Here is a 24,854-nt window from a genome sequence, read left to right as displayed (position 1 = left end):
TTATATTTAAATGATTAAAAATTAATCATTTATAATTACATATGAATAGGTCTTTTACCTGTAGCATCCAATGCAGCTTCCTTGATAGCTTCTGCATAGGTTGGGTGAGCGTGAGAACTTCTTGCGATATCTTCTGCACTTGCACGGAATTCCATTGCAATTACCCCTTCAGCGATCAAGTCGGCAGCTCTAGCTCCTACGATGTGCATTCCTAAAACTTCGTCAGTTTTTTCGTCTGCAAGGATTTTAACCAAACCATCAACATCACCACTTGCACGGCTTCTACCTAAAGCTCTCATTGGGAAAGATCCAACTTTGTAAGTTACACCTTCTTCTTTCAACTGCTCTTCAGTTTTACCAACTCCGGCAACTTCAGGCCAAGTGTAAACAACACCAGGAATTAGGTTATAATTAACGTGAGGTTTTTGTCCAGCCAATGTTTCAGCAACAAAAACTCCTTCTTCTTCAGCTTTGTGAGCCAACATTGCCCCTTTGATAACGTCACCGATCGCGTAGATATTTGCAACGTTAGTCTGTAAATGGTCGTTAGTTTTCACTCTTCCTCTTTCGTCAAGTTCAACACCTGCTTTTTCAAGTCCAAGACCGTCTGTGAAAGGCTTTCTACCTACAGAAACTAAACAATAATCTCCTTCAACAGTTACTTCTTCTCCTTTTTTATCTTTAGCTGTGATTTTTACAGTATCTCCATTTCTTTCAACTGCAGAAACCGCTGTAGAAAGCATGAATTTCATTCCTTGCTTTTTAAGAACTTTCGTTAATTCTTTACTTAAAGCTCCGTCCATTGTAGGAATGATTTTGTCCATAAACTCAACAACAGTTACCTGAGCACCTAATCTTAAGTAAACAGAGCCTAATTCCAGACCGATAACTCCACCACCGATAACTACTAAATGCTTAGGAATTTCCTTAAGATTTAAAGCTTCTGTAGAAGTAATTACTCTTTCTTTATCTAAAGTGATGAAAGGTAAAGAAGTTGGTTTAGAACCTGTTGCAATGATTGTATATTTAGAATCGATGGTTTCCGTAGAACCGTCGTTTTTCGTTACTTTGATCTGAGTAGCAGATTCGAAACTTCCAACACCTTCAAAAACAGTGATTTTGTTTTTGTTCATCAGATAGCTGATTCCGTCTGTATTTTGCTTGATAACTTCGTTTTTACGCTCGATCATTCTTGCAATGTCTGCCTGAGGCTCATTGATAATGATTCCGTGACCTGCGAAATTATGTTTAGCATTTTCGAAATGTTCAGAGCTGTCTAGAAGCGCTTTTGACGGAATACATCCCACGTTAAGACAAGTTCCGCCTAAAGTTGGGTATTTTTCAATAATTGCTGTTGTGAAACCTAATTGTGCAGCACGAATTGCAGCAACATAACCACCAGGACCAGAACCGATTACGGTAACATCGAATTGACTCATGTTATTTTATGAATTTGTTTATTATTAAATTTCTTTATTCTTACAAATTTACTGATTAATTACCACGTGAGAAAGTGAGATTTGTCAAATTTATATATTGAATTTAAGGTTTGAAAAAATATATAAAACAGTTATTATCTATTTGCCCTTATCCATATGATTACTGCAAGAACAATTGCAGCAATTCCAAATCTAGGTCCCGTTAAAGTCATTAATACTATCCCTGAAAAAAAAACAATAGTACCCACTATATATAGTATGATGCTAATAATAGTACGATATTTATTTTTTTGTTTTAATACTTTCTGTTTTTCAGCATGTATTTCCTTCATTACTTCATCTACATCCTGTTGATTATAACCTTCCTGAAGTATTAATCGGTAAATATTTTTTTCATTATAATTTCCAGCGACGTATTTTTTATACTTACTGTGTATTTCTTTTTTTAATTCGTCATTCATGGTTTTTTTTAAATTTCAATTATTTTAATTGATTTTTAATAGTGTTTTTAATTTAAAACAGAATTTACACATCCACGTTCACTTTCCCTTCACCAAATGTTCCCGTACTTTCAAAATAAGAGCCTCCATAAACATACCATTCCAGATTTTCTAAAAATTCCACGGCATTTTCCGGAGTTATTTGTGAACGGTCTTTTTTAGTAACAATTCCTTTATACCATCTTCCTGATTTAGAATGATGCTCAAATTCAACAAAATAATGAATCCAAATTCTCTGACAAAGCTTGCATTGTTGAATCATTACTTCGGCATTTCTTCCGTTCGTACGGTCTATTCCTAATTCTGAACTTCTGTATTCAGTATAATCGGAAGTAGGTTTTTCGCAGGCACATCCAATTTTGGGGATTTTTTTCATGTATGAAATATTGACTTTTTAGATAAAATTTTGGAGAGCAAATGTAAGGAAATATAAAAGCTCATAAAATAGGTTACACTGATTATTTCTTCATTAAATCCAACAAAACCTTTTCATATTTATCTAAAATAATATCCTTTGAAAATCTTGATCTAATTGAATTTTTAATAGAATCTTTATCATAACTTCCATGCAGAATACTCATTACTTTTTGTGAAAAATCTTCGTGATTTTCAATATCAGAAACTTCTCCGTTTACTCTAGACTGGATGATTTCATTAATTCCGCCCGGACAATTATTGGCTAAAGAATAGGTTCCACAAGCCCCGGCTTCCAATAATACATTCGGAAAACCTTCATATCTTGATGAAAGAATAAAAAGATCCGCAAATTTCAGAAACTGATAAGGATTTTCCTGTCTTCCGTGAAAGTAAACATTCTTTAATCCTAAGAAATCTTTCATTTGATGTAAAATTTCCCTGTCTTTTCCGTCTCCTAAAATATGGAGTAAAATATTTTCATTTTTAAGTCTTGAAAAAACTTTCAACAAGTTATCGAAACCCTTTCTTGAGGATAAATTTCCAATAGCTACAACGTTTTTATAGTTATATTTAAAACTTTCAGGCTTTACAGCATTTGATAGTTTTTGATCTATAAATTCGAAATCAACAGGATTATTTATTTTAATAATTTTCTTCGATTTAATATTGAAATTACTCGTTAAATCTTTCATCATATCATCACTTTGCGCAATGATTCTCTGATAGTTATTGTAAAAATTATAGAAAAATTTGATCTCCTTTCTCGTTACATGCTGAGTGACAACATTGGTTTCTCTCGCAATGAATTTTGTTCTTGGAAAAAGCTTGATAAATAGCGCTAAATAAGCATTCACTTCTCCAAATCCGGAAAATACAATATCCGGTTTTCTTCTATAAATTTCAGCAAGAATAGGCTTTAATGAATGTCTGATTCTTTCCGTATTAATATCAATAATTTCAACATCTTTTTTAACAAGATCAAGATATCCGCCTTTCTTGCGTAAAAGCAAAATCTTAGGCTCAAACCGATCTCTGGAAAGATGATTTGCTATTGTGGTAACAATTCTTTCTGCGCCTCCGGTTTCAAGATCCGGCAGAATAAACATAACAGAAATTTTTTTCGTCATAGTAAAAACCTTACCCACGAAGGGATAAGGCTGTATTTTTTAATTAGCAACGTCACTGATAAACTTGATTCTCAACATTCTTACTTCTTCATCAGAAAGTTCATCTCCAAATTCGTCTAACAAGACTTTCATACTGTCGCTTTCAGATTCGGTCATGAATTCCATGAAACCGTCTACGATGTCTTCATCAAAATTATCTTCGATATAATAATCGATATTCAACTTTGTACCCTGATAAACAATACGTTCCATTTCTTTCAACAGGTCATCCATTGATAGGTTTTTGGCTCTTGCAATATCCTCAAGGTCAATTTTTTTATCCGTACTCTGAATGATGAAAACTTTATGGCTGGATTTGTTCGCAACCTGCTTCAACACCATATCCTGAGTACGTTCTATGTTGTTGTCTTCAACATACGTATTTATAAAATCCGCAAATTCTTTACCATATTTTTTGGCTTTCCCTTCCCCAACTCCGTAGATTTTGGCGATTTCGTCCAATGTGATCGGATATTGAACCGTCATATCTTCCAAACTCGGATCCATGAACACCGTATAAGGCGGGATTCCGTATTTTTTTGCGACTTTTTTTCTAAGATCTTTTAATTGTTCAAATAATTTTTGGTCTAAACTTCCATTAGCCTGCATTTGAACCTGATCACTTTCTGCTTTTGTCTGAGAAAGATCAAATTCACGATCTTCAGCAATTAAAAATGAATGCTCAAGTTCTCCTTTTAAAACCAATTGTCCTTTTTCGGAAATCTTTAAAACGCCATAGGTTTCAATATCTTTTTGAAGAAAATTCTGAACCGTGGCCTGTCTTAAAATTGTTTTCCAATAGTTATCCTTATCCTCTTTTCCGAAACCGAAATAAGAAGTCTGTTCTAATTTATATGACTTTGTAACAGCACTTTCCTTCCCAACAATCACAGAAATCAAATCTTTGGACTTGAATTTTTCTCCAGTTATACTGATCAATTCCAACACCTTTTTCAGGTCATCTGTTGCATCTTTCAGTTTTGGAGGATTGGATGCATTATCACACATTTTGGCTCCTTCACCTGTTATAGGATCAAAAATTTCACCAAAATAATAGAGAATATATTGTCTTCTGCTCATTGAAGTTTCGGCGTAACCAACCACTTCATTTAAAAGCTGTAATCCGATTTCTCTTTCTGAAACGGGCTTTTGAGCTAAGAATTTTTCTAACTTCTCAATATCTTTAGGATCGTAAAACGACAGGCAATAGCCTTCGCCACCATCCCGACCTGCGCGACCAGTTTCCTGATAATAACTTTCCAGTGATTTCGGGAAATCGTAGTGAATCACAAATCGTACGTCAGGTTTATCGATTCCCATTCCGAATGCGATCGTAGCTACAATTACATCGGCATCTTCCATCAAAAATTTATCCTGATTGGCAACTCGTACCTTTTGGTCAAGTCCTGCATGATAAGGAAGTGCATTAATTCCGTTTACCTGTAAAAGTTGGGCAAATTCTTCAACCTTTCTTCGGCTTAAACAGTAAACAATTCCCGATTTTCCTTTTCTCTGATTGATAAATTTAACAATCTCTCTGTCTACATTCACCTTTGGACGAACTTCATAATACAAATTCGCACGGTTAAAACTTTCTTTAAAGACTAAAGCATTGGTCATTCCTAACGTTTTCTGGATATCATCCTGAACTTTTGGAGTTGCCGTTGCCGTTAATGCAATCACCGGAACATCGGCAATTTTATCAATAATAGATTTTAAGTTTCTGTATTCCGGTCTGAAATCGTGCCCCCACTCTGAAATACAGTGCGCTTCGTCTATGGCAACGAAAGAAATATTGACATCTTTAAAGAAATCAACATAATCTTCTTTGATCAAAGATTCCGGAGCTACATATAACAGTTTAGTTCTACCACTTGTAATATCGTCAAAAACCTGTTTGGTCTGCGTTTTGTTTAATGATGAATTTAAAACGTGCGCAACTCCGCTTTCAGATGAAAGGCCATTTACAGCATCCACCTGATTCTTCATTAATGCTATCAAAGGCGAAACCACAATTGCAGTTCCTTCAGAAATAAGAGCTGGAAGCTGGTAGCATAAAGACTTCCCCCCTCCTGTAGGCATCAAAACAAATATATCCTTTCCGTTCAGTAGATTTTCTATGATTTCTTCCTGTTGACCTTTGAAGGTAGAAAATCCGAAATATTTTTTCAATTCGCCCGATAAATTGGCTTTTTTTGCGCTCATCTAATTTTGTATTGCTAAATTTGCATCTATCCCAAAGTTATAAAATTTTTGCTGAAAATAAAAGCGAACGAATTTATAAAAATAAAATTTATATTAAATATTCTTTTTAAAGTATAAATTTATATCAGGAGATTTTTGTATACAAAATTGTAAAAGTAAAAATGGAAAGACCGAATATTATTTCAATCGCAAAAAGCACTTTAGAAATAGAAATTTCAGAACTTGAAAAATTAAAGAACAGAATAGGCGATGATTTTGCAAAAGCAGTTGAAATTATTCACTCAGCAAAAGGAAAGTTGATCGTTGTAGGTATCGGAAAATCTGCTCACGTTGGAAATAAAATTGTAGCAACATTGAACTCTACAGGTACTCCATCACAGTTTCTTCATGCTTCGGAAGCGATTCACGGAGATTTGGGTGTGATTCAGAAGCAGGATGTTGTTTTATGTATTTCTCATTCGGGAAACTCTCCTGAAATTGTAACGCTTGTCCCTTATTTAAAAGATTATTCTTCATCTTTGATTGGAATGACGGGTAATAAAAAAAGTAAACTTGCAGAATTTTCAGAAATCATATTAGATACTCATGTTGACATGGAAGCCTGTCCGAACAAACTGGCTCCAACAAGTTCAACAACCCTACAAATGGCTTTGGGAGACGCTTTAGCGATCGCTTTGATGGAATTAAATGATTTTAAAGAAAATGATTTTGCGAAATTTCACCCTGGAGGAAGTCTAGGAAAGAATTTAATTTCAAAAGTTGATGATTTTCTATCTTCTCAAAAACCTCAGGTTACGGAAGATTCTACAGTAAGAGATGTCATTATCTCAATCAGCGCATCAAGACACGGAATTACCGTTGTAACGAATGAAAATGAGATCATTGGAGTCGTTACTGACGGAGATTTAAGACGAATGTTGATGAAGGGCGAAGACGTTTCTGTAGTTTTAGCTAAAGATATCATGTCTGCCAACCCAAAAACGATAGAAAAAGACGCTTTGGCAAAAGAAGCCATGAAAATTTTAAAAGAAAATAATATCGGACAGCTTATCGTAACAGAAAACGGAAAATATTTCGGGATTATCGATCTGCATAAGCTTCTGGATGAGGGAATAAATTAGAACCTAGATATTAGAAGTTAGAAATTAGTTCTGAAACATGAAAAAATCTAACTTCTAATATCTAATCTCTAACTTCTTGTAAATATTTCATAAATTTGGAACTTTAAAAAATTATTCTGTGAGTGAAGGTAAAGAAATGTCCTTTCTTGGGCATATTGGAGAATTAAGAGGTCATCTTGTACGATCAATGATCGCGATCATAATTGCCGCTTTCGCTGTTGGTTTTAACATCAACTGGATCATGGACCATATCTTTTTTGGGCCTACCAGAAACGATTTCCCTACATTTGAAATTGTAAATCACTTTTCCAGAATGATTTTGGGAGAAGACAGTATCCACCTTCCGAAAGAGTTTCCTGTACGTGTACAAAGGCTTTATCAGCAGTTTAATGTCATGATGTCCGTTTCTATTTTTGGTGGAATTGTTGGTGCATTTCCTTACATTGTTTGGGAATTGTGGCGTTTTATTGGTCCGGCTTTGCATCCAAGAGAGAGAAAAAATTCAATCTTTATCATCAATGCGATTTGGATTCTTTTCATGACAGGTGTTTTATGTGGATATTTTTTAATCCTTCCTTTTGCTATTAATTTTGGAGTTATCTTCAAAATTTCAGATATTATTGTTCCGCTTTACGACTTGAGCGATTACACAACGTTATTCTTACAGGTTATTTTGGGGATGGGTGTTATTTTCCTTTTCCCGATCCTTATTTATTTTCTTACGACTATTGGAATATTGACGCCAAAATTTATGAGAACATATCGTCGTCACGCGATTGTTTTAATTATGGTTGTTGCGGCAATTATTACTCCTGCGGATGTTTTAAGTATGATTATGGCAGCATTACCGCTACTTCTACTTTATGAATTCAGTATTATTATGTGTGCTTATACTCATAAAAAAGTTTTGAAGCGTGAAGAAAATCTTCCGGCAGTTCAGAAGTAATTTAAGTAAGATTTAAATCGAAAAATGATCGAAGAGCTAAACCGAATTGAAGATTCTGTTTTTAAAATCTTACAATTAAATCTATCGAATATCGAAACAGATTTAGAATGTGAAGAATATTTTGGTCATAATTTTTCACTTAATAATTTTAAAATTAAATTCCGAAAAGCTAAGATTACGCCTACCAAAAACGGTCAATTTGTGACTTTATGGAGAAGAAATTCTGACGGAAAAACAGAACCATTCAACGCTTCCGATGATTTTGATTTTTATCTGATTGCCACAGAAAAAAATACCCAATTCGGATTTTTCATCTTTTCTAAAAAAGTATTGGCTGAAAAATATATTCTGACTGATAATCAAAAAGAGGGCAAACGAGGTTTTCGGGTTTACCCCAATTGGGATGAACCAGAAAGTAAACAGGCTGAAAAAACTAAAAACTGGCAAACTAAATATTTTATTGACATATCGGATAATAACGATATCGATCTTAATAAATTCAAAAATATTATTGAAAAAATTCTTTAATTAGAATTAAAAAATAAGACATCCTCTTTGTCATTCCTAAGGTATCTCAGCTTTTAAACATTTTTTTTTAACGCAAAGATCTATTTTAATTCTGTAAATTTTAAGGAGCAAAGAATTGAATCAATATGATTGATTCTTAAGAAGCTTACTTCATCAGCGACTCTGTCGCATCTCTTTGCTCCTTAAAAGTAATATGTTTTTACATTAAAACTTTGCGTTTAAATTATAATAATTACTCATTGCACTTTGCTCCGCTCTAAAGACAATCATTTTTTATGGATTTAACTAATCTTCACAGAGGTTTATAATTTATTTTTTCTCAGTTGGTATTAAATTTTCTATTTTTGGGTAGATTAATTTAATTTCAAATGAAAAAGCTTTCATATACACTTTTATTGGCATCAGGACTTGTTTTTGGACAATTCTTCGAAAGACCGGAAAATTTCACCAAACAAGATACTTTAAAAGGTTCCAATACCAAGTTTAGAAATTTTTGGGATGTGAAAAAATATGAGCTTTCCGTTGAACCTAATTTTGAGCAAAAAAGCATCAAAGGAACCAACAAAATCAGCTTTGAAATTATTAAAGATATTGCTAATCCTACCTTTCAGATTGATCTTCAACAACCAATGAAAGCTGATAAAGTGGAAGCAAATTTCCCGATTGCAGAATATAAACAAGACGGGGGTTTTATTTGGATCAAAACCAATAAAAGCTTCAAAAAAGGAGAAAAATATACTATTGATGTGACCTATTCCGGAAATCCTGTGATCGCTAAAAATGCACCGTGGGACGGAGGCTGGGTTTTCACAACAGATGAGAAAGGAAATCCTTGGATGAGCGTTGCAGATGAAGGAATCGGAGCTTCAATCTGGCTTCCTACAAAAGACATCTGGAGTGATGAACCTGATAATGGAATGGTTATGAAAATCATCACGCCTAAAGATTTAGTTGGAGTTGGAAATGGAAGACTGATTGATAAAAAAACTGAAGGAGATAAAACAACCTACACTTGGCAGGTTAAAAACCCGATCAACGCCTACTCTATCATCCCAAATATTGGAAAATATGTCAACTTTAAAGATACTTACAAAGGTGAAAAAGGAACGCTGGACTTGGATTATTGGGTATTGGATTATAATTTAGATAAGGCTAAAAAACAGTTCCAACAGGTAAAACCCATGCTTTCTGCTTTTGAATATTGGTTTGGAGCGTACCCTTTCTATGAAGATTCTTACAAGCTAGTTGATTCGCCTTATTTGGGTATGGAACATCAGAGTAATGTTGCTTATGGAAACGGTTACCAAAACGGATACCGTGGAAGAGACTTTTTTGGAACAGGAATTGGCTTAAACTGGGATTATATCATCGTTCACGAAAGCGGGCACGAATGGTTTGCCAACAATATCACGGCAAAAGATCAGGCAGATATGTGGATCCACGAGAGCTTTACAACCTATTCTGAGACCCTTTTTACCGAAAAATATATGGATAAAAAGTCCGCAGATATTTATGCTCAAGGATATAGAAGTAAAATTGATAATGACGTTCCGATTATCGGGAAATATGGCGTAAGAAACGAAGGAAGTGGCGATATGTATCCAAAAGGGGCAAGCATGATCCATACGATTCGTCAAATTATTAATAATGATGAAAAATTCAGGCAGATATTGAGAGGTTTGAGTAAAGAATTCTATCATCAAACAGTCACAACGGAACAGGTTGAAAATTATATTTCATCAAAATCGGGTATTGATTTTTCAAGTGTTTTTAATCAATATTTAAGAACTATAAAAATTCCGACTTTGGAGTATTCTCAAAAAGGAGAAGAGCTCAAATTTCGTTACACGAATGTGATCAAAAACCTTAAGCTTCCGATCCTCATTGATGGCGAGCAAACCATTAATCCAACCGAAAACTGGCAGACGGTAAAGTTGAAGAAAGGAACTCCTGTTGAGTTTAACAAGAATTATTATATTAATTACAAGAAAGTACAGTAAATATAGAAGGCAAAATCGTGAAATATCGGTTTTGCTTTTTTATTTATTTGAACCATTAAGAATATGTAAGGAGTTAAGTTTAATTAAGAAAATCATATATATATTTAAGTTTAAAACAACGTCAAGATTAATATTCTTAATCTCTTAATAAAAATCTTAATGGCTAAAATAATATTCATTTTTCTCATTTTAATAATTTTAATAATTTTAATCTGAAAATTTAAGAAAAGTTTAATACATCAGTTCGTAACAAAATGGATTTTACGACAACTATTTAATTATAATTTAAACTCAATGAAAAAAATAGCACTAAGTTTAAGCGTTTTGGTTACTGTTTTAGTAAGCGCTCAGTCTATTAAAACCAACATCGACCTTGTGAATGTAAAGGACGATAAAGTTGCCGTTACAATGGAATTCCCGAAAATGAAATCAGGCGACATCAAATTCCATTTCCCGAAAACCGTTCCCGGAACTTATTCTGTGGACGATTACGGAAGATTTATAGAAGGCATCAAATTTTTAGATAATAAAGGAAAAGAACTGACTTTCACTAAAGTGAACGACAATACGTATTCTCTTAAAAATGCTCAGAATTTAACTAAAGTAACGTATTTGGTAAATGACAGTTTCGATGACGAAATGGACACTTCAAAGCATAAAGCCGTGTTTTCTCCGTCCGGAACAGATATCGAACAAGGAAAAGTATACATGATCAATACGCACGGATTCATCGGATATATCGACAATATGCAGGATGTACCTTATCAATTGGTGGTTCAGAAACCAAACGATTTTTATGGAACGACAGCTTTGGTTGACCAAGATAAATCTGAATCTACAGACACTTATGTTCTAGCGAATTACGCAAAAGTGACCGACTCTCCGTTAATGTACACAAAACCTGATTATATCACGTTCAATGCAGGAGGAATGGATCTTGTTTTGGGAGTTTATTCACCAACAGGAAAATATAAGGCGACAGATTTTAAAGATAATTTAGAAAAAATGGTTGTTGCTCAAAAGAAATTTTTGGGTGATATGAATACCAATAAAAAATATGCAATCCTGCTTTATCTTTCAGGAACGGAAGGCCCACAAATTAAAGGTTTCGGAGCATTGGAACACCACGAATCTACAAGTGTTGTATTGCCAGAAATGATGCCGAAAGATGCAATCGATAAAGCCATCACAGACGTTGTTTCTCACGAATTTTTCCACACAGTAAATCCGTTGAAGACACATTCTGAAGAGATTCACAACTTTGATTATGCTGATCCTAAAATGTCTCAACATCTTTGGATGTATGAAGGCGGAACGGAATATTTCGCTAATTTATTCCAGATTCAGGAAGGATTAATTGATAAAAACGAGTTCTTAAAGAGAATCAACGAAAAAATTACCAATTCTAAGAACTATGATGACACCATGCCGTTCACGATGATGAGTAAAAATGTTCTTTTGGATCAATACAAAGATCAATACAGAAATGTATACGAAAAAGGAACACTTTTGACGATGTGTCTTGATATTGAATTGAGAAAACTATCCAACGGTGAAATGGGTTACCGCGATATGATCAGAAAATTGTCTCAGAGATTTGGTGAAAACAAACCTTTCAAAGATGATAAACTGATTGATGAATTAGTAACTGTAACAGGTTATCCTCAAATCAAAGATTTTTACAGCAAATATATTGCAGGAAGCCAACCAACGCCTTATGCAGAATATTTGAGCCAGGTAGGTGTGGAAATCAGCAAGCAGGAAACTCCGCTAATCTTTTGGTTAATTAAAGATCCAAATCAAACAGGATACAACGAGAAAAATAATACGTTTGTTTTTGATGAAAGTTCAGCTTTATCTCCTTTCTCAAAAAGTATCGGATTTAAAATTACAGATGAAGTTTTAGCTTTAGACGGAAAAACAATTGATATTAAAAATGTACAGGCCTTTATCAATTATTCTAAAACCATTAAAGAAGGACAAAATGTAACTGTGACTGTTCTTAGAAAAAATGGTGATAAAATGGATAAAATCGACCTTAAAGGAAAAGCAATTCTTGATAAATTGACGATGGAAACGCTTCAATACAAGGCTAACCCGACTCTGGCAGAAAAGAAATTGCAGGATCAGTGGTTGACTGGAAAGAAATAATTCTGAGTTAATAGTAAATAATAAAGCGGGGAAATTTTTCCTCGCTTTTTTTATTTTTAAACACGAATAACACAAATATTTTTTCACAAATAGCACTAACAAAAATTTGTGGTTTTAGTGGTCAAATTTGTGCTATTCGTGTTAAAAAAAATTCCTATCCTTTTTTAATCGTTATTCTAAAAGTAGTTCCCTTCCCAACTTCAGTCTGGGAAATTTTAATATCACCGTTATGGTATTCCTGAACAACTCTTTTTGCCAATGACAAACCTAATCCCCAACCTCTTTTTTTAGTAGAATATCCCGGTTTAAAAGCATTTCTGGCTTGTTGCTTGGTCATTCCGCTTCCGGTATCTTTTACTTCGATCAAGATATTTTTATTTCTCTCAAAGACAAACATTTGCAATGCTCCCTCACCTTTCATGGCGTCTACTGCATTTTTAACTAAGTTTTCAATTACCCAGCTCATCAGAATTTTATTGTGTGGAACCAGAATATCGTATTTTGGAAGATGTAAGCTAAAATCAATTTTTCGTGAAATTCGTGTCTTTAGATAATCAAAATTCCCCTGAATTGTTGCATTAAAATTGGTGTCATTAAGTTCAGGAACTGAGCCAATTTTTGAAAATCGCTCTGAAATTGTTCTTAATCTTTCAATATCTTTTTCAATCTCGTGAACACCTTCAGAATCGGGATCTTCAAGCTTCATGATTTCCATCCAGCCTATCATTGAAGATAATGGAGTTCCGATTTGGTGAGCAGTTTCTTTTGCTAAACCTGCCCAAAGGTAACCTTCATCGGTCTTCTTTATTGTTCTGAAAAACCAAAACGAAAATAAGAAATAACATAAAATAAAAAATCCTAATATAAATGGAGAATACCGTAAATTATTCAGCAACGGAGAGTTATCATAAAAAACGATCTGTTTGTTTCCTTCTGCAATTTCAATTTCAATAGGGCTGTAGCTTTTTGCCATTTTTTTGGCTAAAGTCACTATTTTTACGGGATCATTTTCAATGTCTTGTGGTAGATTTTTATGTTCTATGATTCTATCATCTTTATCTAAAAGAATAACAGGAATCGTACTATTAGAACCATAAATCTGAAGAAGCAATGCCTGAATTTCTAAATTGGGAGTAGCAACTTCCTGTTGAAACTTTAGGGCACTCACCAAAATATCAACTCTTTTGATTTCCTCTTTACGGAGAAAATTAATCAAAATCGTAGATGCAATAACAATTGTGAGTACCACAATGGTCATTAAGGTAAAAGTAATCCAGTTATTTAATCTGGCAAATATGGATTTTCTCAAGATAATTTATTTTTTTGAATATCCGATTTTAATTATAATGCTTTTTTTTAACGCAAAGCACGCAAAGATATTTTGACTACTAACTGTTTTAAGGTTCGTCAAATTACGGATAATCATATTTATTTTAAAACATTCAGAATTTTCTGCAACTCTGTACTTCCACTCCCTTGATAATTATTAATAATTATAGAGAACACATATTTTTTTCCATCTTTGGAGGTATGATATCCTGCGAAGGATTTTGTATCACTCATGGTTCCGCTTTTCATTTTCATACCGTTATCCTGTGTTGGAAAACCGTCATAATAAGCTTCAAACCAAGCCTGCTTTTTTGCATACAACAAAGCCTGAACTTCTGCTTTTGCAGAAACGTAATTCTGTGGTGAAAGTCCGCTTCCGTCGGCAAAATTGATCATACTGGCGTTAATTCCTTTTGATTTCCAGAATTCTTTAAGGTAAGCTACTCCACTTTTGAAACTTGGATCACCTTTTTTCTCCTTTCCTAAGGTTTTAATGAAAGTTTCCCCATACATATTGATACTTTTTCTTAAAAACCAATAAACGATCTTGTCTAAAGTCGGAGATTCATACGTAAGAATTATATTCGCTTTTGGAGCCTGTAAAACCTGTTTTCCTTCTAATTCTAGTTGGGAATTGGTAACTACTTTTCCTGAAAGTTCAATTCCTGATTCTTTCAACCAATCTTTGACTTCAACACCTAATTGCAATGGTGGATTTGGCACTGATCCTGAAACGGTTACCGTCTTTCCTGCGGGTAAAGTTCCATTGATTAAAGCAACATCAGAATGTGGTGCTGTGAAAATTAAACTTTGATCTGAATTTCCTCCTGTTTTTAAATCATTCAACCATTTTACGCCTTCCAAAGGATAGGAAAAATTCTTAAATTCTGTTCCATTAATATTAATATCAAACTGATTTTCTCGCCAATTCACACCCCAAACTCCAGCTCCATAATAGTTTCCAAGATCATCCCAAGGCCAACCTCCGGGAATTGTCTGATGATCAAAATAAGAATCATCAATAATTAAATCTCCCGAAATTTTTGTAATGCCTGATTTTTTTACGGCTTCAATGAATTTCTTTTTAAAATTTTCCGGTTTGTAAGCTTCGTAACGCCAACTTCCCAACGTGGGATCGCCATTTGATGAAATGAAAAGATTTCCGTTCAGATTTCCTCCCGAAATAGTTCCGGAATAGCTTGAAGTTGTTTTATATGTATAATTTTTGCCTAAAGTTTCCAAAGCTGCTCCTGCAGTGAATATTTTCTGTGTAGAAGCCGTTGAAAGTCCTTTATTTCCTTGGTATTCGTAAATAAAATTTCCGCTTTCATCAGACACATAAAAAGATAAGTTGGAAGCAACAGCTCCCGAAGAATCCATTAACTCTTTGGTTGCTTTATCCAGTTTTTGGGCAATATTTTGAGCGAAAATAAGCTGAGTTGAAAGCACAAGAACAGCAAACGTTTTTTTCATTGCATTTTGTTTATTCATATCAAATATAAAGATTTTGGCTAAATACAATCATAACTAACTTATGAAACCTGATACAACCTTTTCTATTATCCAACTATTTTTCTCTTTTTTAAGTATTACCCTTTCTCCCTTTCCGCAAAGTCCTCCACAATAGTAACCATAATTAATAATGACTCTTTTTTTATCTGAAGTGAACAATGGTTTACCTACGAACATAAATGCAACATTCCCATGTTTTTTATTGAATTCAGTCCAAAAACTCTTACCTGATGAGCTATAATTTAGTAATTCCTCTTTATGTATGATTCTTAAATTCAAAATATATTTAGGATTCAACAAAAAATCATTGATAGTTGTATATTGATCCTTAATAACTTTTAGATCTTTAACATTAAAAAACTCTTTTAATATTTTATCATCATAATATCTAGAATCTCTTTTTACATTTGGATCTTCTGTAATAATTTTAATCTCTTTAAATGGTTTTTGACTGCCGTCTTTAATTATAAAATTTATTACTTCATAAATTTCTTCATCTGAAACTTTAAGATCTTGAGAATAAAAGAAACAATAAAATAATAGAAAGAAAACAGAAGCTATTTTTTTCATATTTTAACCTTACAAAAGTTCACTTCCAGCTTCAATCTCGTACGGCTCTTTTCCTTTTTCAAAAATCCTTGTCAGTTCACTTCCTTCAACGGAAATTTTATTGCCAATTCTTCTGATCCAGTTTCCTTCACGAAGTCCTACAACTTTAAGATCATTTTGCGTTAAAAATTCTTTGATTCTGGTTTCTCTGGTTTCTCCATTATGTTTCAAGTCCGGATTGGGATCTAAATAATGTGGATTTAAATTAAAAGGAACCAATCCCATACAATCAAAACTTGGCGGATAAACGATCGGCATATCATTCGTAGTTTTCATATTTTGTCCGCCAATATTACTTCCTGCACTACATCCTAAATACGCTTTTCCACTTTCTACGTTTGATTTTAAAACTGACATCAAATTTTCTTCATGTAAAGTTTTAACCAATAAAAAAGTATTTCCTCCGCCCGTAAAATATCCTTTAGCGTTGTTTAAAGCTTCAATTTTATCTTCAAACTCATGAAGACCTTTTACTTTAATATTAATTGTTTCAAAGAATGAACGGGCTTTTGCGGTGTAATCGTCATGGGAAATTCCACCCGGCCTTGCAAAAGGAACGAAGATTACTTCATCAATTCCTTTATATAGTTGGATTAATTCTTCTCTTAAATATTCTAAATATTCACCACCAAAAATTGTGGAAGTTGAGGCTAATATGATGTTCATACAAGAAAATTATATTGATTATTAAAAATAAAACTCGAATTACAAAGATAACTCAAACATCGATGAATCAAAAATTACGCTAAAAAAATGCATTTATCCGTTAATATTTTCTAAAAAAACTTAAAGCTTCTAAAATTTAAGCCTTTGTGGAATTATTATTGAATTTTAAAAATTAGAATTTTAAAAATGTAAGATTATGAAAATGACTAAAATTAATATCAAAAATGTGTTTTTAGGTTTAATCCTTGTAGGAAGTGCAAGTTTTGTAAATGCACAAACAACGCAAACGGATACTGCAAGCAGTACAACAGCTACGGCTGCTACTGCTCAATCTGGTAATGCAACGATTGACGGACTTAAAAAACAAATCGAAACAAATCCCAAGGATACAGAATCATTAGCAAAATTGGCTACAGCATATCAGGAAGCATCAGACTGGACAAACGCAGTTGATACCTGGAAAAAGATATCTGCTCTGTTACCGGACTGGGCTCCATCATATTACAGTCAGGCATACGCTTATCAAGCGGCTAAAGATGATGCCAACGCAAAACTTTCTTATGAGAAATATATTGCGACAGTAAAACAGGAAGAGGTGGAACAGAATAAGAAAAATTTAGCTTACGCTTATTTCTATATTGCCTTTGCAGAACAACAATCTGATCCTGCTAAAGCAAAAGAACATATTGCAAAATCTATACAGTATGATCCTACCAATCAGGATGCTGTAAAACTGAGTAAAGCTTTAAATTCATAAAATAAAGTAAAATCCGGGAAAATTTTCCCGGATTTTTTTATTGTTTTTAATTAATATTCTTACCAAAAAAGTCAGTCTCGCCACGCAAATGTTTGATTATTTTTTCAATATTTCTTTGGATGCTGGCTTCTGTTTTTAAATTATTGATGTAACGAATCAATTCTAATCTTCTTGACGGAATTAAATTTTCAAAATTTTTTAAGGCAACAGGATTTTCTTTAATCGCTTTATCCAATTGAGGATGAATGGAAATTGTTCTGTCTGAATTATCAAATTCAACGGAAACTTCAATTATTTCACCTATTCTTTTTGGAGAATCTTTTAGCATGGTCAAATTGATGTATAACCGCCATTCTCCTAAATATTTCATTAAATTTTGCTTGAATTCTTTACTGTTTACAGTTCCTTTCACGGGAATTGGACTTTTATTTTTTCCTGAAGTTTCAAAAATTTCATTTAAAATTTTCTCAGGAATAAAAATAAAAGGATTGATGCCGATGATTTCGAGCTGAGCTGTGAAGTGGTTTTTCATTGATAACAAAGTTAGGAATTTTGCTGTTATTTTATTTCCCACAGATTTCACAGATTTGCACAGATGATTGTGAAAAATTTTAGTCATTTATAAAAACCCTAATTCCTAATTCCTAATTCCTAATTCCTAATTAAATTTTCCACTCAAAAAGGATTGTTTATCTTTGTATAAATAAATCTTTAAACAAATGAAATTTTTTATTGACACTGCCAATTTAGAGCAAATTAAAGAAGCTAAAGACCTTGGAATTTTAGATGGTGTAACGACTAACCCGTCTTTAATGGCTAAAGAAGGAATTCAGGGAGCTGAGGCTATCAAAAATCATTATAAAGCAATTTGCGAGATCGTAGACGGAGATATTTCTGCTGAAGTTCTTTCTACAACTTACGAAGAAATGATCAAAGAAGGTGATGAATTGGCTGCAATCCACCCGAATATCGTTGTGAAAATTCCAATGATTAAAGACGGTATCAAAGCTTTAAAATATTTTTCTGACAAAGGAATCAAAACTAACTGTACATTAATTTTCTCTGCCGGACAGGCTCTTTTAGCTGCAAAAGCAGGTGCAACTTACGTTTCTCCTTTCTTGGGAAGACTTGATGATATTTCTACTGACGGATTAAACTTAATTCAGGAAATCAGATTAATTTTTGATAATTATATGTATGAAACTGAAATTTTAGCAGCGTCTATCCGTCACCAAATGCACATTATTGACTGTGCTAAAATCGGTGCTGATGTTATTACTTCTCCACTTCCTCCAATCTTGAGTTTGTTGAGACACCCATTAACAGACAGCGGATTGGCTCAGTTTATTGCAGATTCTCAGAAATTAGCGTAAAATTAAGCTTACTGTAAAATATAAAACCCTTGAAAATTACTTTTCAAGGGTTTATTTTTATTTCAATAGATCCAATTCAAGAATATTATTCTGCTTTTTCATCTTTTCCTTAAGCCTTTTTTCATCTTCGCGCATCTGCTTAGCAGGATCTATCACTTTTCCGGATTCATCCCGCATTTCAATAATAGTTCCGTTATTCAATAATTGTCGCTGCCCTTTCATAGGATCTTGAAGATAATCTTTAAAAACTTTTTTATATTTTTCCTGATTTAAAGTAATAAGAGCATTATATCTTTTCTTCTCTTTTTGGCTTTTCCATTCAGCTGTTTGCGGAAGTTTTTTGACTCCTTTAAGTTCAAATATATGAGAGTGCGTATTGTCTTCCAATTTTATAATTAAACCTGGCAATCCATGGAATTTATACGGTCCATCCTGAATCGGAATATCTGTCGTAAACCAAGCTGTCCATTTTCTGCCCGCAAAATCACAAACAGCTTTTTGAACATTAAAATTCCCTATTTTTTCTTTATCTGAAAGAATTTTCCATTGCTGCTTTCGGGTATCTTGTACCAAGTATTCGTCCGAAAGGAGAGAATTAAAATAACTTAAAACATAATCGGGATAACTTTTCTCAACAAAATACCTCATTTCTCCTTTATATCCCATTCCGGAAAGGCTAATATCCTTAATTCCCAATTTCACCTGTTTTTGCATATATGCAATCATCAACGAATCTAATTCCTGATAATCTTTACTGTAGAATTTTGATCCTTTTGGAGCAATATCGAGATTCATCAATTCAGTTTCAGTTTTATCTTTTGCTGTTGAATCTATGGCAAATTTATATTCATAGACAAACCTTTGATATTGTGCATCAATAATAAGTACCGACAAGAGAAAGAATAACAATAGTATTTTCTTCATGTTTTAATTTGATTTTTAGTTTTTTTAGCGTTTAAAGATAATAAAAACAGGATAAAAATCACTTTCTACCCTGTTTCAAATTTAAAAAATTAGTTTACCTACTTCACCAAATCTGGCTCTATCGGATTATTATTAATAGACTGATTATTTGTATAAATCCGGTTCTATTCTATTATTATTTTTCAGTATTTCTTCTTTTGCTCTTTTCTCAATATTCCTGTACATTTCGTTCATATCGATATCTTTTCCGTCCTGATTTCTCATTTTAACCACAGCACCAGCGGGAAGAGTACTCATTGACTGTTTCATATCTTTTGTAGGATCTGTCTGATAATCTTTCCAGGCTTTTTTAAATTGCTTTTTACTTACCTCAATATCTTTACCGCCCATTCCAATCATTGTAACACCCGGTAACTGAAGTTCTTCCTCAGCACTTACCTCTGTTTTTTTATTACCAATTAAAGTCATTATATGCGAACCTGTTTTATCTTCCAATTTCACAATTAGACCAGGTAATCCGTAAAATTTATAGGGCCCGTCCTGAAAAGGAATATCAGCACTGAACCATGCTACCCATTGCCTTCCTCCAAAAGTTGTTGTCGCTTTTTGAGTATTATATTCTCCAATTTTTTGTTTTTCGGAAAGAATTTTCCATTCGGGTTTTTGGTCTTCTGCCACTTTATAGGTTGTTTGTCCTATTTTATCTGAAAGCGATACTTTATAATCAGGATAAGCTTTTGTAACGGTCGTGAAAATCGTTCCCGGTTTTATATTTTTTTTGATATTTATGCTTCCGCCAAATCCGCCTTTGAGCTGTTTTGCAATATCCGCCTTTGTGATAGAATCTGATGCAAATTTTTCACGGCTATAATATTTTGACCCATTTTTATCAATATCCAAAAGCATTATGTCACTTTTCACTTCCGCTTTATTAGTGGAATCTGAAATATATTTGTAATCATAATAAAATCGGTTGATCTGTGCATGTGCACATATGCTTACAAGCAAAAAGAATAGTATTTTTTTCATATTTATGGTATTAAATAAAAAAGCTTTGTCAATTTAAATATCAACAAAGCTTTAATGAACTTTATTTTTTGGTCTGAATTTGTATGCTGCCTTCTGTTTTCCCGTTATTGGTATTTTTCATGATATTCATTGAAGAAATTTCATTTGGTTTTAAAGCTTCCATATCTTGTTTTGTAGAAGGTTTTCCATCAATAAAAATTTTCATATCTCCAGTATCACCAACAACACTTCCAGATCCAGTAGTTGTTATTGTAAAACTATCGTTCTGGCCTTTATTCATTTTCATAGTCTGAGCACTGATTCTCAACATTTTATCTTGCGGAATATTTCTAAAGTTATTACTTTGGATGTAAACTCTTCTGTTATTTCCTTCCAAGACTCTTCTTTCTACGTCAAGTTTTGCTCTCTCACCTTCTAATTTCGCTCTCTTTTCATCAAGTTTTGCTCTTTTTCTGTTGAGTTCAGCTCTTTTTTTAGCTGTTGATGCAGATTCTTTGGCTCTTTCAGCAAATACCATATCAGCTTCCGGGCTCCATTTCATGTCTTTTAAATCATTAAATTTATAAACCCTAACTTTTGAAGTATTCGGCGAACGTGGCGCGTTTGGTGCGTCCGGAGCATTCGGAGTTTTTGGAAATGGAGGAACATCAGGAAAATCAAAATTCATTTCTGGCATTTCCGGCATTTCAATATTCATGCTTTTAAGCTCTTTTACTTTGCTCTTCCATTCGTCTGATTTGAAAAAATCATTGATATTTTTCATTTCAGAACCATCCATTCTGTAGGCTAATACTGTTTTCTGGAAATTATCAGAACTTGCAATTTTGCCAATTTCAGAAGAAAGCTCTCCCAATTCGTCGACATGTTTTTGAAATTCTTTGCTTTCCGGTTTTAATTCCTTTAAAGCTTTACTTTTTTCCTGTATTTTTTTACTGAGATCTGCAATTTTTTTCTCGTCATCAGATTTTTTATATGCTTTGGGAGTAACAATTATATCTCTGCTTTTTTCTGGTCTTATCGTGTCTTTTTTGATTTGAGAAACAGCTTCCTCAATGGCAATATTTGTTTCTTTAATTTCTTTATTTTTAGCATTTACCATGTAGGCAAAAGCCACTGAAAATAAAACCGGCAATGCAAAAATTCTTCGCGCATACCCGAATTTGGTTTTAGGTTTTTGTAACATTTTGAGTCGTTTTTTTAGATTTGAACTTAAAAACGGACTGGTTGCAGGTAACTGTGTTCCGGAAAAGTGACTTGCTAAAAGCATCTGCGCAAATGCTTTTGTGTCCGATTGTTTTACGGCCTTTTTATCAGCCAGATACTCGTGAATTAAACTTATTTCTTTTTTAATGATATGAAAAAACGGATTGAACCAGAAAACGGAAGTAATCACTTCAATAAAAATTTTATCGAATGAATGTTTCTGCTCAATATGCACCATTTCGTGCTTTAAAATCTGTTTTCCAATGTCTGAATTCAATATAATTGTATTCTTCCAGAAAAGGTTTTTAAAGTAAGAGAAAGGAGCTTCGGTGAGGTTTGTATGGTAAAAATTAATACCATCAAAACTTTCTTTTTGAAATTGGCTTTTAAGCTGTTGTATTCTAAAGATCCCGTAAATGAATCTTCCTAAAAAATAGAGAGAAACCAATCCCAAAGCTGAAAAAATAATTCTAAAATAAGTGTGGTCATTTTCTATGTTTTTGGTTGTATTAAAATTCTGTATTTTATCCAGCAAGCTGTAAACATCATTATTTACCTCTATCGTAAAATCATCCACCGTGATCAGCGGTAATAATAGTGATATCAATATTGCAGACAGTAAATAAAATCTGTTATAATGATGAAACGTCTTGTCTTTTAAAGACAACTGATAATACAAAAACATTACACCAGAAGATAAAATTACTTTTACAAAGTATAGAAGTATTGCTTCCATAGCTAGTCTTTCTTTTTGAGTTCGTTTAATAAAATTTCAAGATCTTCAACGGTCATTTCATTTTTTTCTACAAGAAATGAAACGGCACTTTTATAAGAACCTTTAAAATAGTTTTTCACAAGGCTCTTCATGGTTTTCCCCGAATACTGTTCTTTTGAGATCAACGGGAAATATTCATGCTGTCTTCCGTAAACGCTGTAGTCTACGAACTCTTTGTCTTTCAACACTTTTAAAATAGTTGAAACAGTATTGGTATGCGGTTTTGGTTCAGGAAAAAGATCAAGGACATCTTTTAAAAATCCTTTTTCTAGTTTCCATAAATACTGCATTACCTGCTCTTCTGCTTTTGTTAACGTCTGAATTATCATATCCTGTTTCATTTATCATTAAATATGATATAAAATTGTATCAAAATTCTATATCACTAAGAAATTAGTTATACAAATGTAGAAATAAATTTTACTCCAACAACTATTTTTTTAGTGATAAAAGATTAATTAATATAAAGTTCTGAAAATCAATTAAATAAATTTTATTAAAATATGTTAAATTTTTAATTGATCGAATTTATTACCTTATTAATCGGCAGTAAAATTTAGGAATAGAACACAAATTCTTAAAACTTGTTAATTTTTATTAAATAAAATTAAAATCTATTTGTTTAAACTGAGAAAATATATTTATTTTAGTGCTTTAAAAATTTCTCATGAAAAGATATAATTTATTGATTGTACTATTACTACTTATTTTTAATGTAACGACTGCTCAAAAGAAAAATTCTCCTGCAGCAGATTTTGGAACTTTAAAAGAAACTAAAGCAAAAATTGAAAAAACAGTTCCTCTTGTTATAGGACATTTGCAGACAATCGCAACTAAAGAAGGCGACAACAATATCCTAATTAACGGAAAGACCGCTTTAGGGAAAGAGTATGCAAAAGTAGAGCAAGAATGGCGTTTGTACAGAGGAAATATGTCTAGCTGTATCCTAAACAATTCAAATAAAAAATCTAAAAAATGTCTTGAATATCATAACAGAATGTTCAGGGATACAATGATCAACTATAAAAATTACATCACTTACCTAACTAAAAAGAACGGATATTTGGGTGTAGAAGGTGATACTAAAATAGATTTTAACCCTGCTGAAATGGCAACGAAACTAAGTGAAGCTTATTTCAATGCAAGCGATGCTGCAGGAAGAATGAAAGGAATGCAGAAGAAAGATTTTATGGATCAAACCAATGCTGAAGACTACAAATTAAGTCCTTACGCTACAATAGCTCAATAATATATAATCCCGCTTTTTTGAAGTGGGATTTTTTTTATTTAATAAATTGTTAATTAATGTAATGATTTTCATTTTGAATGGCTTTTTGAAACCGTTCGCAAATTCCTAATATTTCATTAGGATGTTCCTTAAATTTTCCCAACCTGATAGTAGAGTAATTTATCTTGAACTCCTGAGCATTATATACAATCACTTTTGGATTTCGGATTTTAATAAGGAGACTATACCTTATTGTAGTAGAATAACCGCCACCTTCAGTCGCCTCCCGACGTTCTTCAGAACTTATATCAAAGCCTGTTATTTTATTCCAATTGATTTCATTATCAGGAAATATTCTGAAGCTTCCCTCACCATGTAAAATATCTACAATATTTCTTCCGTAGCATAATATTATTCCGGTTTCAGACAATACTATTTTCTGTTTTACATCCCAGATATAGCCTGATATTACAACAATCGGGAAAAATAGTATTGCTACTATCAAAACGCTAATACAGATGCTACCAGCAACATCATCCGATGATATTAACCATTTAATAAAAAAAAATAATGGAACTAAACCGAAAATCGTAACAAGAATTATATCTGTTACTACTGATTTTTCTCTCTCAGAAATAATGACAGTTTCCATTTTATTAAATTTTATCATAAAGATGCGTAAAAAATTAATACATAAAGACTGTAGAAAATGTTTTGAAAATAATTTTGTAAAAATTTAGAATTGATTGAACAAAAAAAAGAGAACCACAATGTGATTCTCTTAATTTAGTAGCGGGAACCGGACTCGAACCGATGACCTTCGGGTTATGAGCCCGACGAGCTACCTACTGCTCCATCCCGCGGTGTATCTTTAGAGTGCTTACCGAAAGCACTTAACTTAGTAGCGGGAACCGGACTCGAACCGATGACCTTCGGGTTATGAGCCCGACGAGCTACCTACTGCTCCATCCCGCGT

Annotated in this window: 23 protein-coding genes and 2 tRNA genes; 8 read left to right on the top strand and 17 right to left on the bottom strand. The window is 33.0% G+C overall.

Annotated elements, in window-relative coordinates:
* Positions 1-35: 35 nt before the first annotated feature.
* The 5 genes from lpdA to recQ all read right to left on the bottom strand — a co-directional run bounded on the left by lpdA (position 36) and on the right by recQ (position 5,727).
* A complete protein-coding gene (lpdA, locus tag AC1Q7L_RS01650; RefSeq protein ID WP_492305683.1) occupies positions 36-1,439 on the bottom strand; it encodes a dihydrolipoyl dehydrogenase in 1,404 nt (467 codons plus the stop codon).
* 134 nt (positions 1,440-1,573) lie between these two features.
* Positions 1,574-1,900 carry a hypothetical protein gene (locus AC1Q7L_RS01645; protein WP_492305684.1) on the bottom strand — a complete coding sequence of 109 codons (327 nt, stop codon included), beginning with the start codon at positions 1,898-1,900 and terminating at the stop codon, positions 1,574-1,576.
* A gap of 64 nt (positions 1,901-1,964) precedes the next feature.
* Complete coding sequence (locus AC1Q7L_RS01640; protein WP_492305685.1) at positions 1,965-2,315, bottom strand: hypothetical protein; 351 nt, start codon at positions 2,313-2,315, stop codon at positions 1,965-1,967.
* A gap of 82 nt (positions 2,316-2,397) precedes the next feature.
* Complete coding sequence (locus AC1Q7L_RS01635; protein WP_492329369.1) at positions 2,398-3,483, bottom strand: glycosyltransferase; 1,086 nt, start codon at positions 3,481-3,483, stop codon at positions 2,398-2,400.
* A 39-nt stretch (positions 3,484-3,522) separates the two neighbouring features.
* Positions 3,523-5,727: a DNA helicase RecQ gene (recQ, locus tag AC1Q7L_RS01630; RefSeq protein WP_492305686.1), complete on the bottom strand. Its 2,205-nt coding sequence runs from the start codon at positions 5,725-5,727 to the stop codon at positions 3,523-3,525.
* A gap of 161 nt (positions 5,728-5,888) precedes the next feature.
* On the opposite strand from recQ, the gene AC1Q7L_RS01625 reads away from it, so the two are divergent.
* The 5 genes from AC1Q7L_RS01625 to AC1Q7L_RS01605 all read left to right on the top strand — a co-directional run bounded on the left by AC1Q7L_RS01625 (position 5,889) and on the right by AC1Q7L_RS01605 (position 12,473).
* Positions 5,889-6,848: a KpsF/GutQ family sugar-phosphate isomerase gene (locus AC1Q7L_RS01625; protein ID WP_492305687.1), complete on the top strand. Its 960-nt coding sequence runs from the start codon at positions 5,889-5,891 to the stop codon at positions 6,846-6,848.
* Between the two features lie 118 nt (positions 6,849-6,966).
* Positions 6,967-7,794 (top strand): twin-arginine translocase subunit TatC, encoded by an 828-nt coding sequence (gene tatC / locus AC1Q7L_RS01620; RefSeq protein ID WP_170857252.1) that lies wholly within the window; start codon positions 6,967-6,969, stop codon positions 7,792-7,794.
* Positions 7,795-7,818: 24 nt separating this feature from the next.
* On the top strand, positions 7,819-8,322 hold the full coding sequence (locus AC1Q7L_RS01615; protein ID WP_492305688.1) for a MepB family protein: 504 nt from the start codon (positions 7,819-7,821) through the stop codon (positions 8,320-8,322).
* 368 nt (positions 8,323-8,690) lie between these two features.
* A complete protein-coding gene (locus AC1Q7L_RS01610; protein WP_492305689.1) occupies positions 8,691-10,322 on the top strand; it encodes a M1 family metallopeptidase in 1,632 nt (543 codons plus the stop codon).
* A gap of 294 nt (positions 10,323-10,616) precedes the next feature.
* On the top strand, positions 10,617-12,473 hold the full coding sequence (locus AC1Q7L_RS01605) for a M61 family metallopeptidase (RefSeq protein WP_492305690.1): 1,857 nt from the start codon (positions 10,617-10,619) through the stop codon (positions 12,471-12,473).
* Positions 12,474-12,627: 154 nt separating this feature from the next.
* On the opposite strand, the gene AC1Q7L_RS01600 is transcribed toward AC1Q7L_RS01605, so the two are convergent.
* The 4 genes from AC1Q7L_RS01600 to pepE form a co-directional block, all read right to left on the bottom strand.
* Positions 12,628-13,785 (bottom strand): sensor histidine kinase, encoded by a 1,158-nt coding sequence (locus tag AC1Q7L_RS01600; protein ID WP_410691285.1) that lies wholly within the window; start codon positions 13,783-13,785, stop codon positions 12,628-12,630.
* Between the two features lie 116 nt (positions 13,786-13,901).
* Complete coding sequence (dacB, locus tag AC1Q7L_RS01595) at positions 13,902-15,275, bottom strand: D-alanyl-D-alanine carboxypeptidase/D-alanyl-D-alanine endopeptidase (RefSeq protein WP_492305691.1); 1,374 nt, start codon at positions 15,273-15,275, stop codon at positions 13,902-13,904.
* A 54-nt stretch (positions 15,276-15,329) separates the two neighbouring features.
* Positions 15,330-15,884, bottom strand: a complete 555-nt coding sequence (locus AC1Q7L_RS01590) for a hypothetical protein (protein ID WP_492305692.1) — start codon at positions 15,882-15,884, stop codon at positions 15,330-15,332.
* 9 nt (positions 15,885-15,893) lie between these two features.
* Complete coding sequence (pepE, locus tag AC1Q7L_RS01585) at positions 15,894-16,589, bottom strand: dipeptidase PepE (RefSeq protein WP_492305693.1); 696 nt, start codon at positions 16,587-16,589, stop codon at positions 15,894-15,896.
* Between the two features lie 196 nt (positions 16,590-16,785).
* Here pepE and AC1Q7L_RS01580 point away from each other — a divergent pair, with 196 nt between their 5' ends.
* Positions 16,786-17,346 (top strand): tetratricopeptide repeat protein, encoded by a 561-nt coding sequence (locus tag AC1Q7L_RS01580; RefSeq protein ID WP_492305694.1) that lies wholly within the window; start codon positions 16,786-16,788, stop codon positions 17,344-17,346.
* Between the two features lie 46 nt (positions 17,347-17,392).
* On the opposite strand, the gene AC1Q7L_RS01575 is transcribed toward AC1Q7L_RS01580, so the two are convergent.
* Positions 17,393-17,878 (bottom strand): YdeI/OmpD-associated family protein, encoded by a 486-nt coding sequence (locus AC1Q7L_RS01575; protein ID WP_492305695.1) that lies wholly within the window; start codon positions 17,876-17,878, stop codon positions 17,393-17,395.
* Positions 17,879-18,065: 187 nt separating this feature from the next.
* Between AC1Q7L_RS01575 and fsa the strand changes: the two genes are divergently transcribed.
* The gene (fsa, locus tag AC1Q7L_RS01570; protein WP_492305696.1) at positions 18,066-18,719 is read left to right on the top strand and encodes a fructose-6-phosphate aldolase; all 654 of its coding nucleotides are present in this window, start codon (positions 18,066-18,068) and stop codon (positions 18,717-18,719) included.
* 57 nt (positions 18,720-18,776) lie between these two features.
* Here fsa and AC1Q7L_RS01565 read toward each other — a convergent pair whose 3' ends face one another.
* The 4 genes from AC1Q7L_RS01565 to AC1Q7L_RS01550 form a co-directional block, all read right to left on the bottom strand.
* A complete protein-coding gene (locus AC1Q7L_RS01565; RefSeq protein ID WP_492305697.1) occupies positions 18,777-19,643 on the bottom strand; it encodes a GLPGLI family protein in 867 nt (288 codons plus the stop codon).
* A 144-nt stretch (positions 19,644-19,787) separates the two neighbouring features.
* A complete protein-coding gene (locus tag AC1Q7L_RS01560) occupies positions 19,788-20,672 on the bottom strand; it encodes a GLPGLI family protein (protein WP_492305698.1) in 885 nt (294 codons plus the stop codon).
* A gap of 61 nt (positions 20,673-20,733) precedes the next feature.
* Positions 20,734-22,611 carry a M56 family metallopeptidase gene (locus tag AC1Q7L_RS01555; protein ID WP_492305699.1) on the bottom strand — a complete coding sequence of 626 codons (1,878 nt, stop codon included), beginning with the start codon at positions 22,609-22,611 and terminating at the stop codon, positions 20,734-20,736.
* Positions 22,612-22,613: 2 nt separating this feature from the next.
* A complete protein-coding gene (locus tag AC1Q7L_RS01550; RefSeq protein WP_072406936.1) occupies positions 22,614-22,979 on the bottom strand; it encodes a BlaI/MecI/CopY family transcriptional regulator in 366 nt (121 codons plus the stop codon).
* Positions 22,980-23,317: 338 nt separating this feature from the next.
* Here AC1Q7L_RS01550 and AC1Q7L_RS01545 point away from each other — a divergent pair, with 338 nt between their 5' ends.
* Entirely contained in the window at positions 23,318-23,899 is a 582-nt protein-coding gene (locus AC1Q7L_RS01545; protein ID WP_066757821.1) for a hypothetical protein, read from the top strand.
* Positions 23,900-23,948: 49 nt separating this feature from the next.
* Here the strand turns inward: AC1Q7L_RS01545 and AC1Q7L_RS01540 are convergent, their stop codons facing one another.
* The 3 genes from AC1Q7L_RS01540 to AC1Q7L_RS01530 all read right to left on the bottom strand — a co-directional run bounded on the left by AC1Q7L_RS01540 (position 23,949) and on the right by AC1Q7L_RS01530 (position 24,853).
* On the bottom strand, positions 23,949-24,530 hold the full coding sequence (locus AC1Q7L_RS01540; protein WP_492305700.1) for a hypothetical protein: 582 nt from the start codon (positions 24,528-24,530) through the stop codon (positions 23,949-23,951).
* Between the two features lie 138 nt (positions 24,531-24,668).
* Positions 24,669-24,741: transfer RNA gene (locus AC1Q7L_RS01535), tRNA-Met, on the bottom strand.
* Between the two features lie 39 nt (positions 24,742-24,780).
* Positions 24,781-24,853 (bottom strand) — tRNA-Met (locus AC1Q7L_RS01530).
* Position 24,854 lies beyond the last annotated feature (1 nt).

Source organism: Chryseobacterium sp. GW823-FHT05E08 (genome assembly GCF_058795655.1).
The sequence above is the reverse complement of the archived record's forward strand: the minus strand, read 5'-3'. Positions and strand labels throughout refer to the sequence as shown.

Coding starts and splice junctions, on each gene's coding strand:
- AC1Q7L_RS01645 (WP_492305684.1), bottom strand. CDS start 1,900: ATGAATGACGAATTAAAAAAAGAAATACACAGTAAGTATAAAAAATAC.
- AC1Q7L_RS01640 (WP_492305685.1), bottom strand. CDS start 2,315: ATGAAAAAAATCCCCAAAATTGGATGTGCCTGCGAAAAACCTACTTCC.
- AC1Q7L_RS01560 (WP_492305698.1), bottom strand. CDS start 20,672: ATGAAAAAAATACTATTCTTTTTGCTTGTAAGCATATGTGCACATGCA.
- pepE (WP_492305693.1), bottom strand. CDS start 16,589: ATGAACATCATATTAGCCTCAACTTCCACAATTTTTGGTGGTGAATAT.
- AC1Q7L_RS01555 (WP_492305699.1), bottom strand. CDS start 22,611: ATGGAAGCAATACTTCTATACTTTGTAAAAGTAATTTTATCTTCTGGT.
- AC1Q7L_RS01615 (WP_492305688.1), top strand. CDS start 7,819: ATGATCGAAGAGCTAAACCGAATTGAAGATTCTGTTTTTAAAATCTTA.
- AC1Q7L_RS01610 (WP_492305689.1), top strand. CDS start 8,691: ATGAAAAAGCTTTCATATACACTTTTATTGGCATCAGGACTTGTTTTT.
- AC1Q7L_RS01575 (WP_492305695.1), bottom strand. CDS start 17,878: ATGAAAAACCACTTCACAGCTCAGCTCGAAATCATCGGCATCAATCCT.
- dacB (WP_492305691.1), bottom strand. CDS start 15,275: ATGAAAAAAACGTTTGCTGTTCTTGTGCTTTCAACTCAGCTTATTTTC.
- AC1Q7L_RS01635 (WP_492329369.1), bottom strand. CDS start 3,483: ATGACGAAAAAAATTTCTGTTATGTTTATTCTGCCGGATCTTGAAACC.
- AC1Q7L_RS01605 (WP_492305690.1), top strand. CDS start 10,617: ATGAAAAAAATAGCACTAAGTTTAAGCGTTTTGGTTACTGTTTTAGTA.
- AC1Q7L_RS01565 (WP_492305697.1), bottom strand. CDS start 19,643: ATGAAGAAAATACTATTGTTATTCTTTCTCTTGTCGGTACTTATTATT.
- AC1Q7L_RS01550 (WP_072406936.1), bottom strand. CDS start 22,979: ATGATAATTCAGACGTTAACAAAAGCAGAAGAGCAGGTAATGCAGTAT.
- recQ (WP_492305686.1), bottom strand. CDS start 5,727: ATGAGCGCAAAAAAAGCCAATTTATCGGGCGAATTGAAAAAATATTTC.
- AC1Q7L_RS01540 (WP_492305700.1), bottom strand. CDS start 24,530: ATGGAAACTGTCATTATTTCTGAGAGAGAAAAATCAGTAGTAACAGAT.
- AC1Q7L_RS01590 (WP_492305692.1), bottom strand. CDS start 15,884: ATGAAAAAAATAGCTTCTGTTTTCTTTCTATTATTTTATTGTTTCTTT.
- AC1Q7L_RS01580 (WP_492305694.1), top strand. CDS start 16,786: ATGAAAATGACTAAAATTAATATCAAAAATGTGTTTTTAGGTTTAATC.
- AC1Q7L_RS01625 (WP_492305687.1), top strand. CDS start 5,889: ATGGAAAGACCGAATATTATTTCAATCGCAAAAAGCACTTTAGAAATA.
- fsa (WP_492305696.1), top strand. CDS start 18,066: ATGAAATTTTTTATTGACACTGCCAATTTAGAGCAAATTAAAGAAGCT.
- lpdA (WP_492305683.1), bottom strand. CDS start 1,439: ATGAGTCAATTCGATGTTACCGTAATCGGTTCTGGTCCTGGTGGTTAT.
- AC1Q7L_RS01545 (WP_066757821.1), top strand. CDS start 23,318: ATGAAAAGATATAATTTATTGATTGTACTATTACTACTTATTTTTAAT.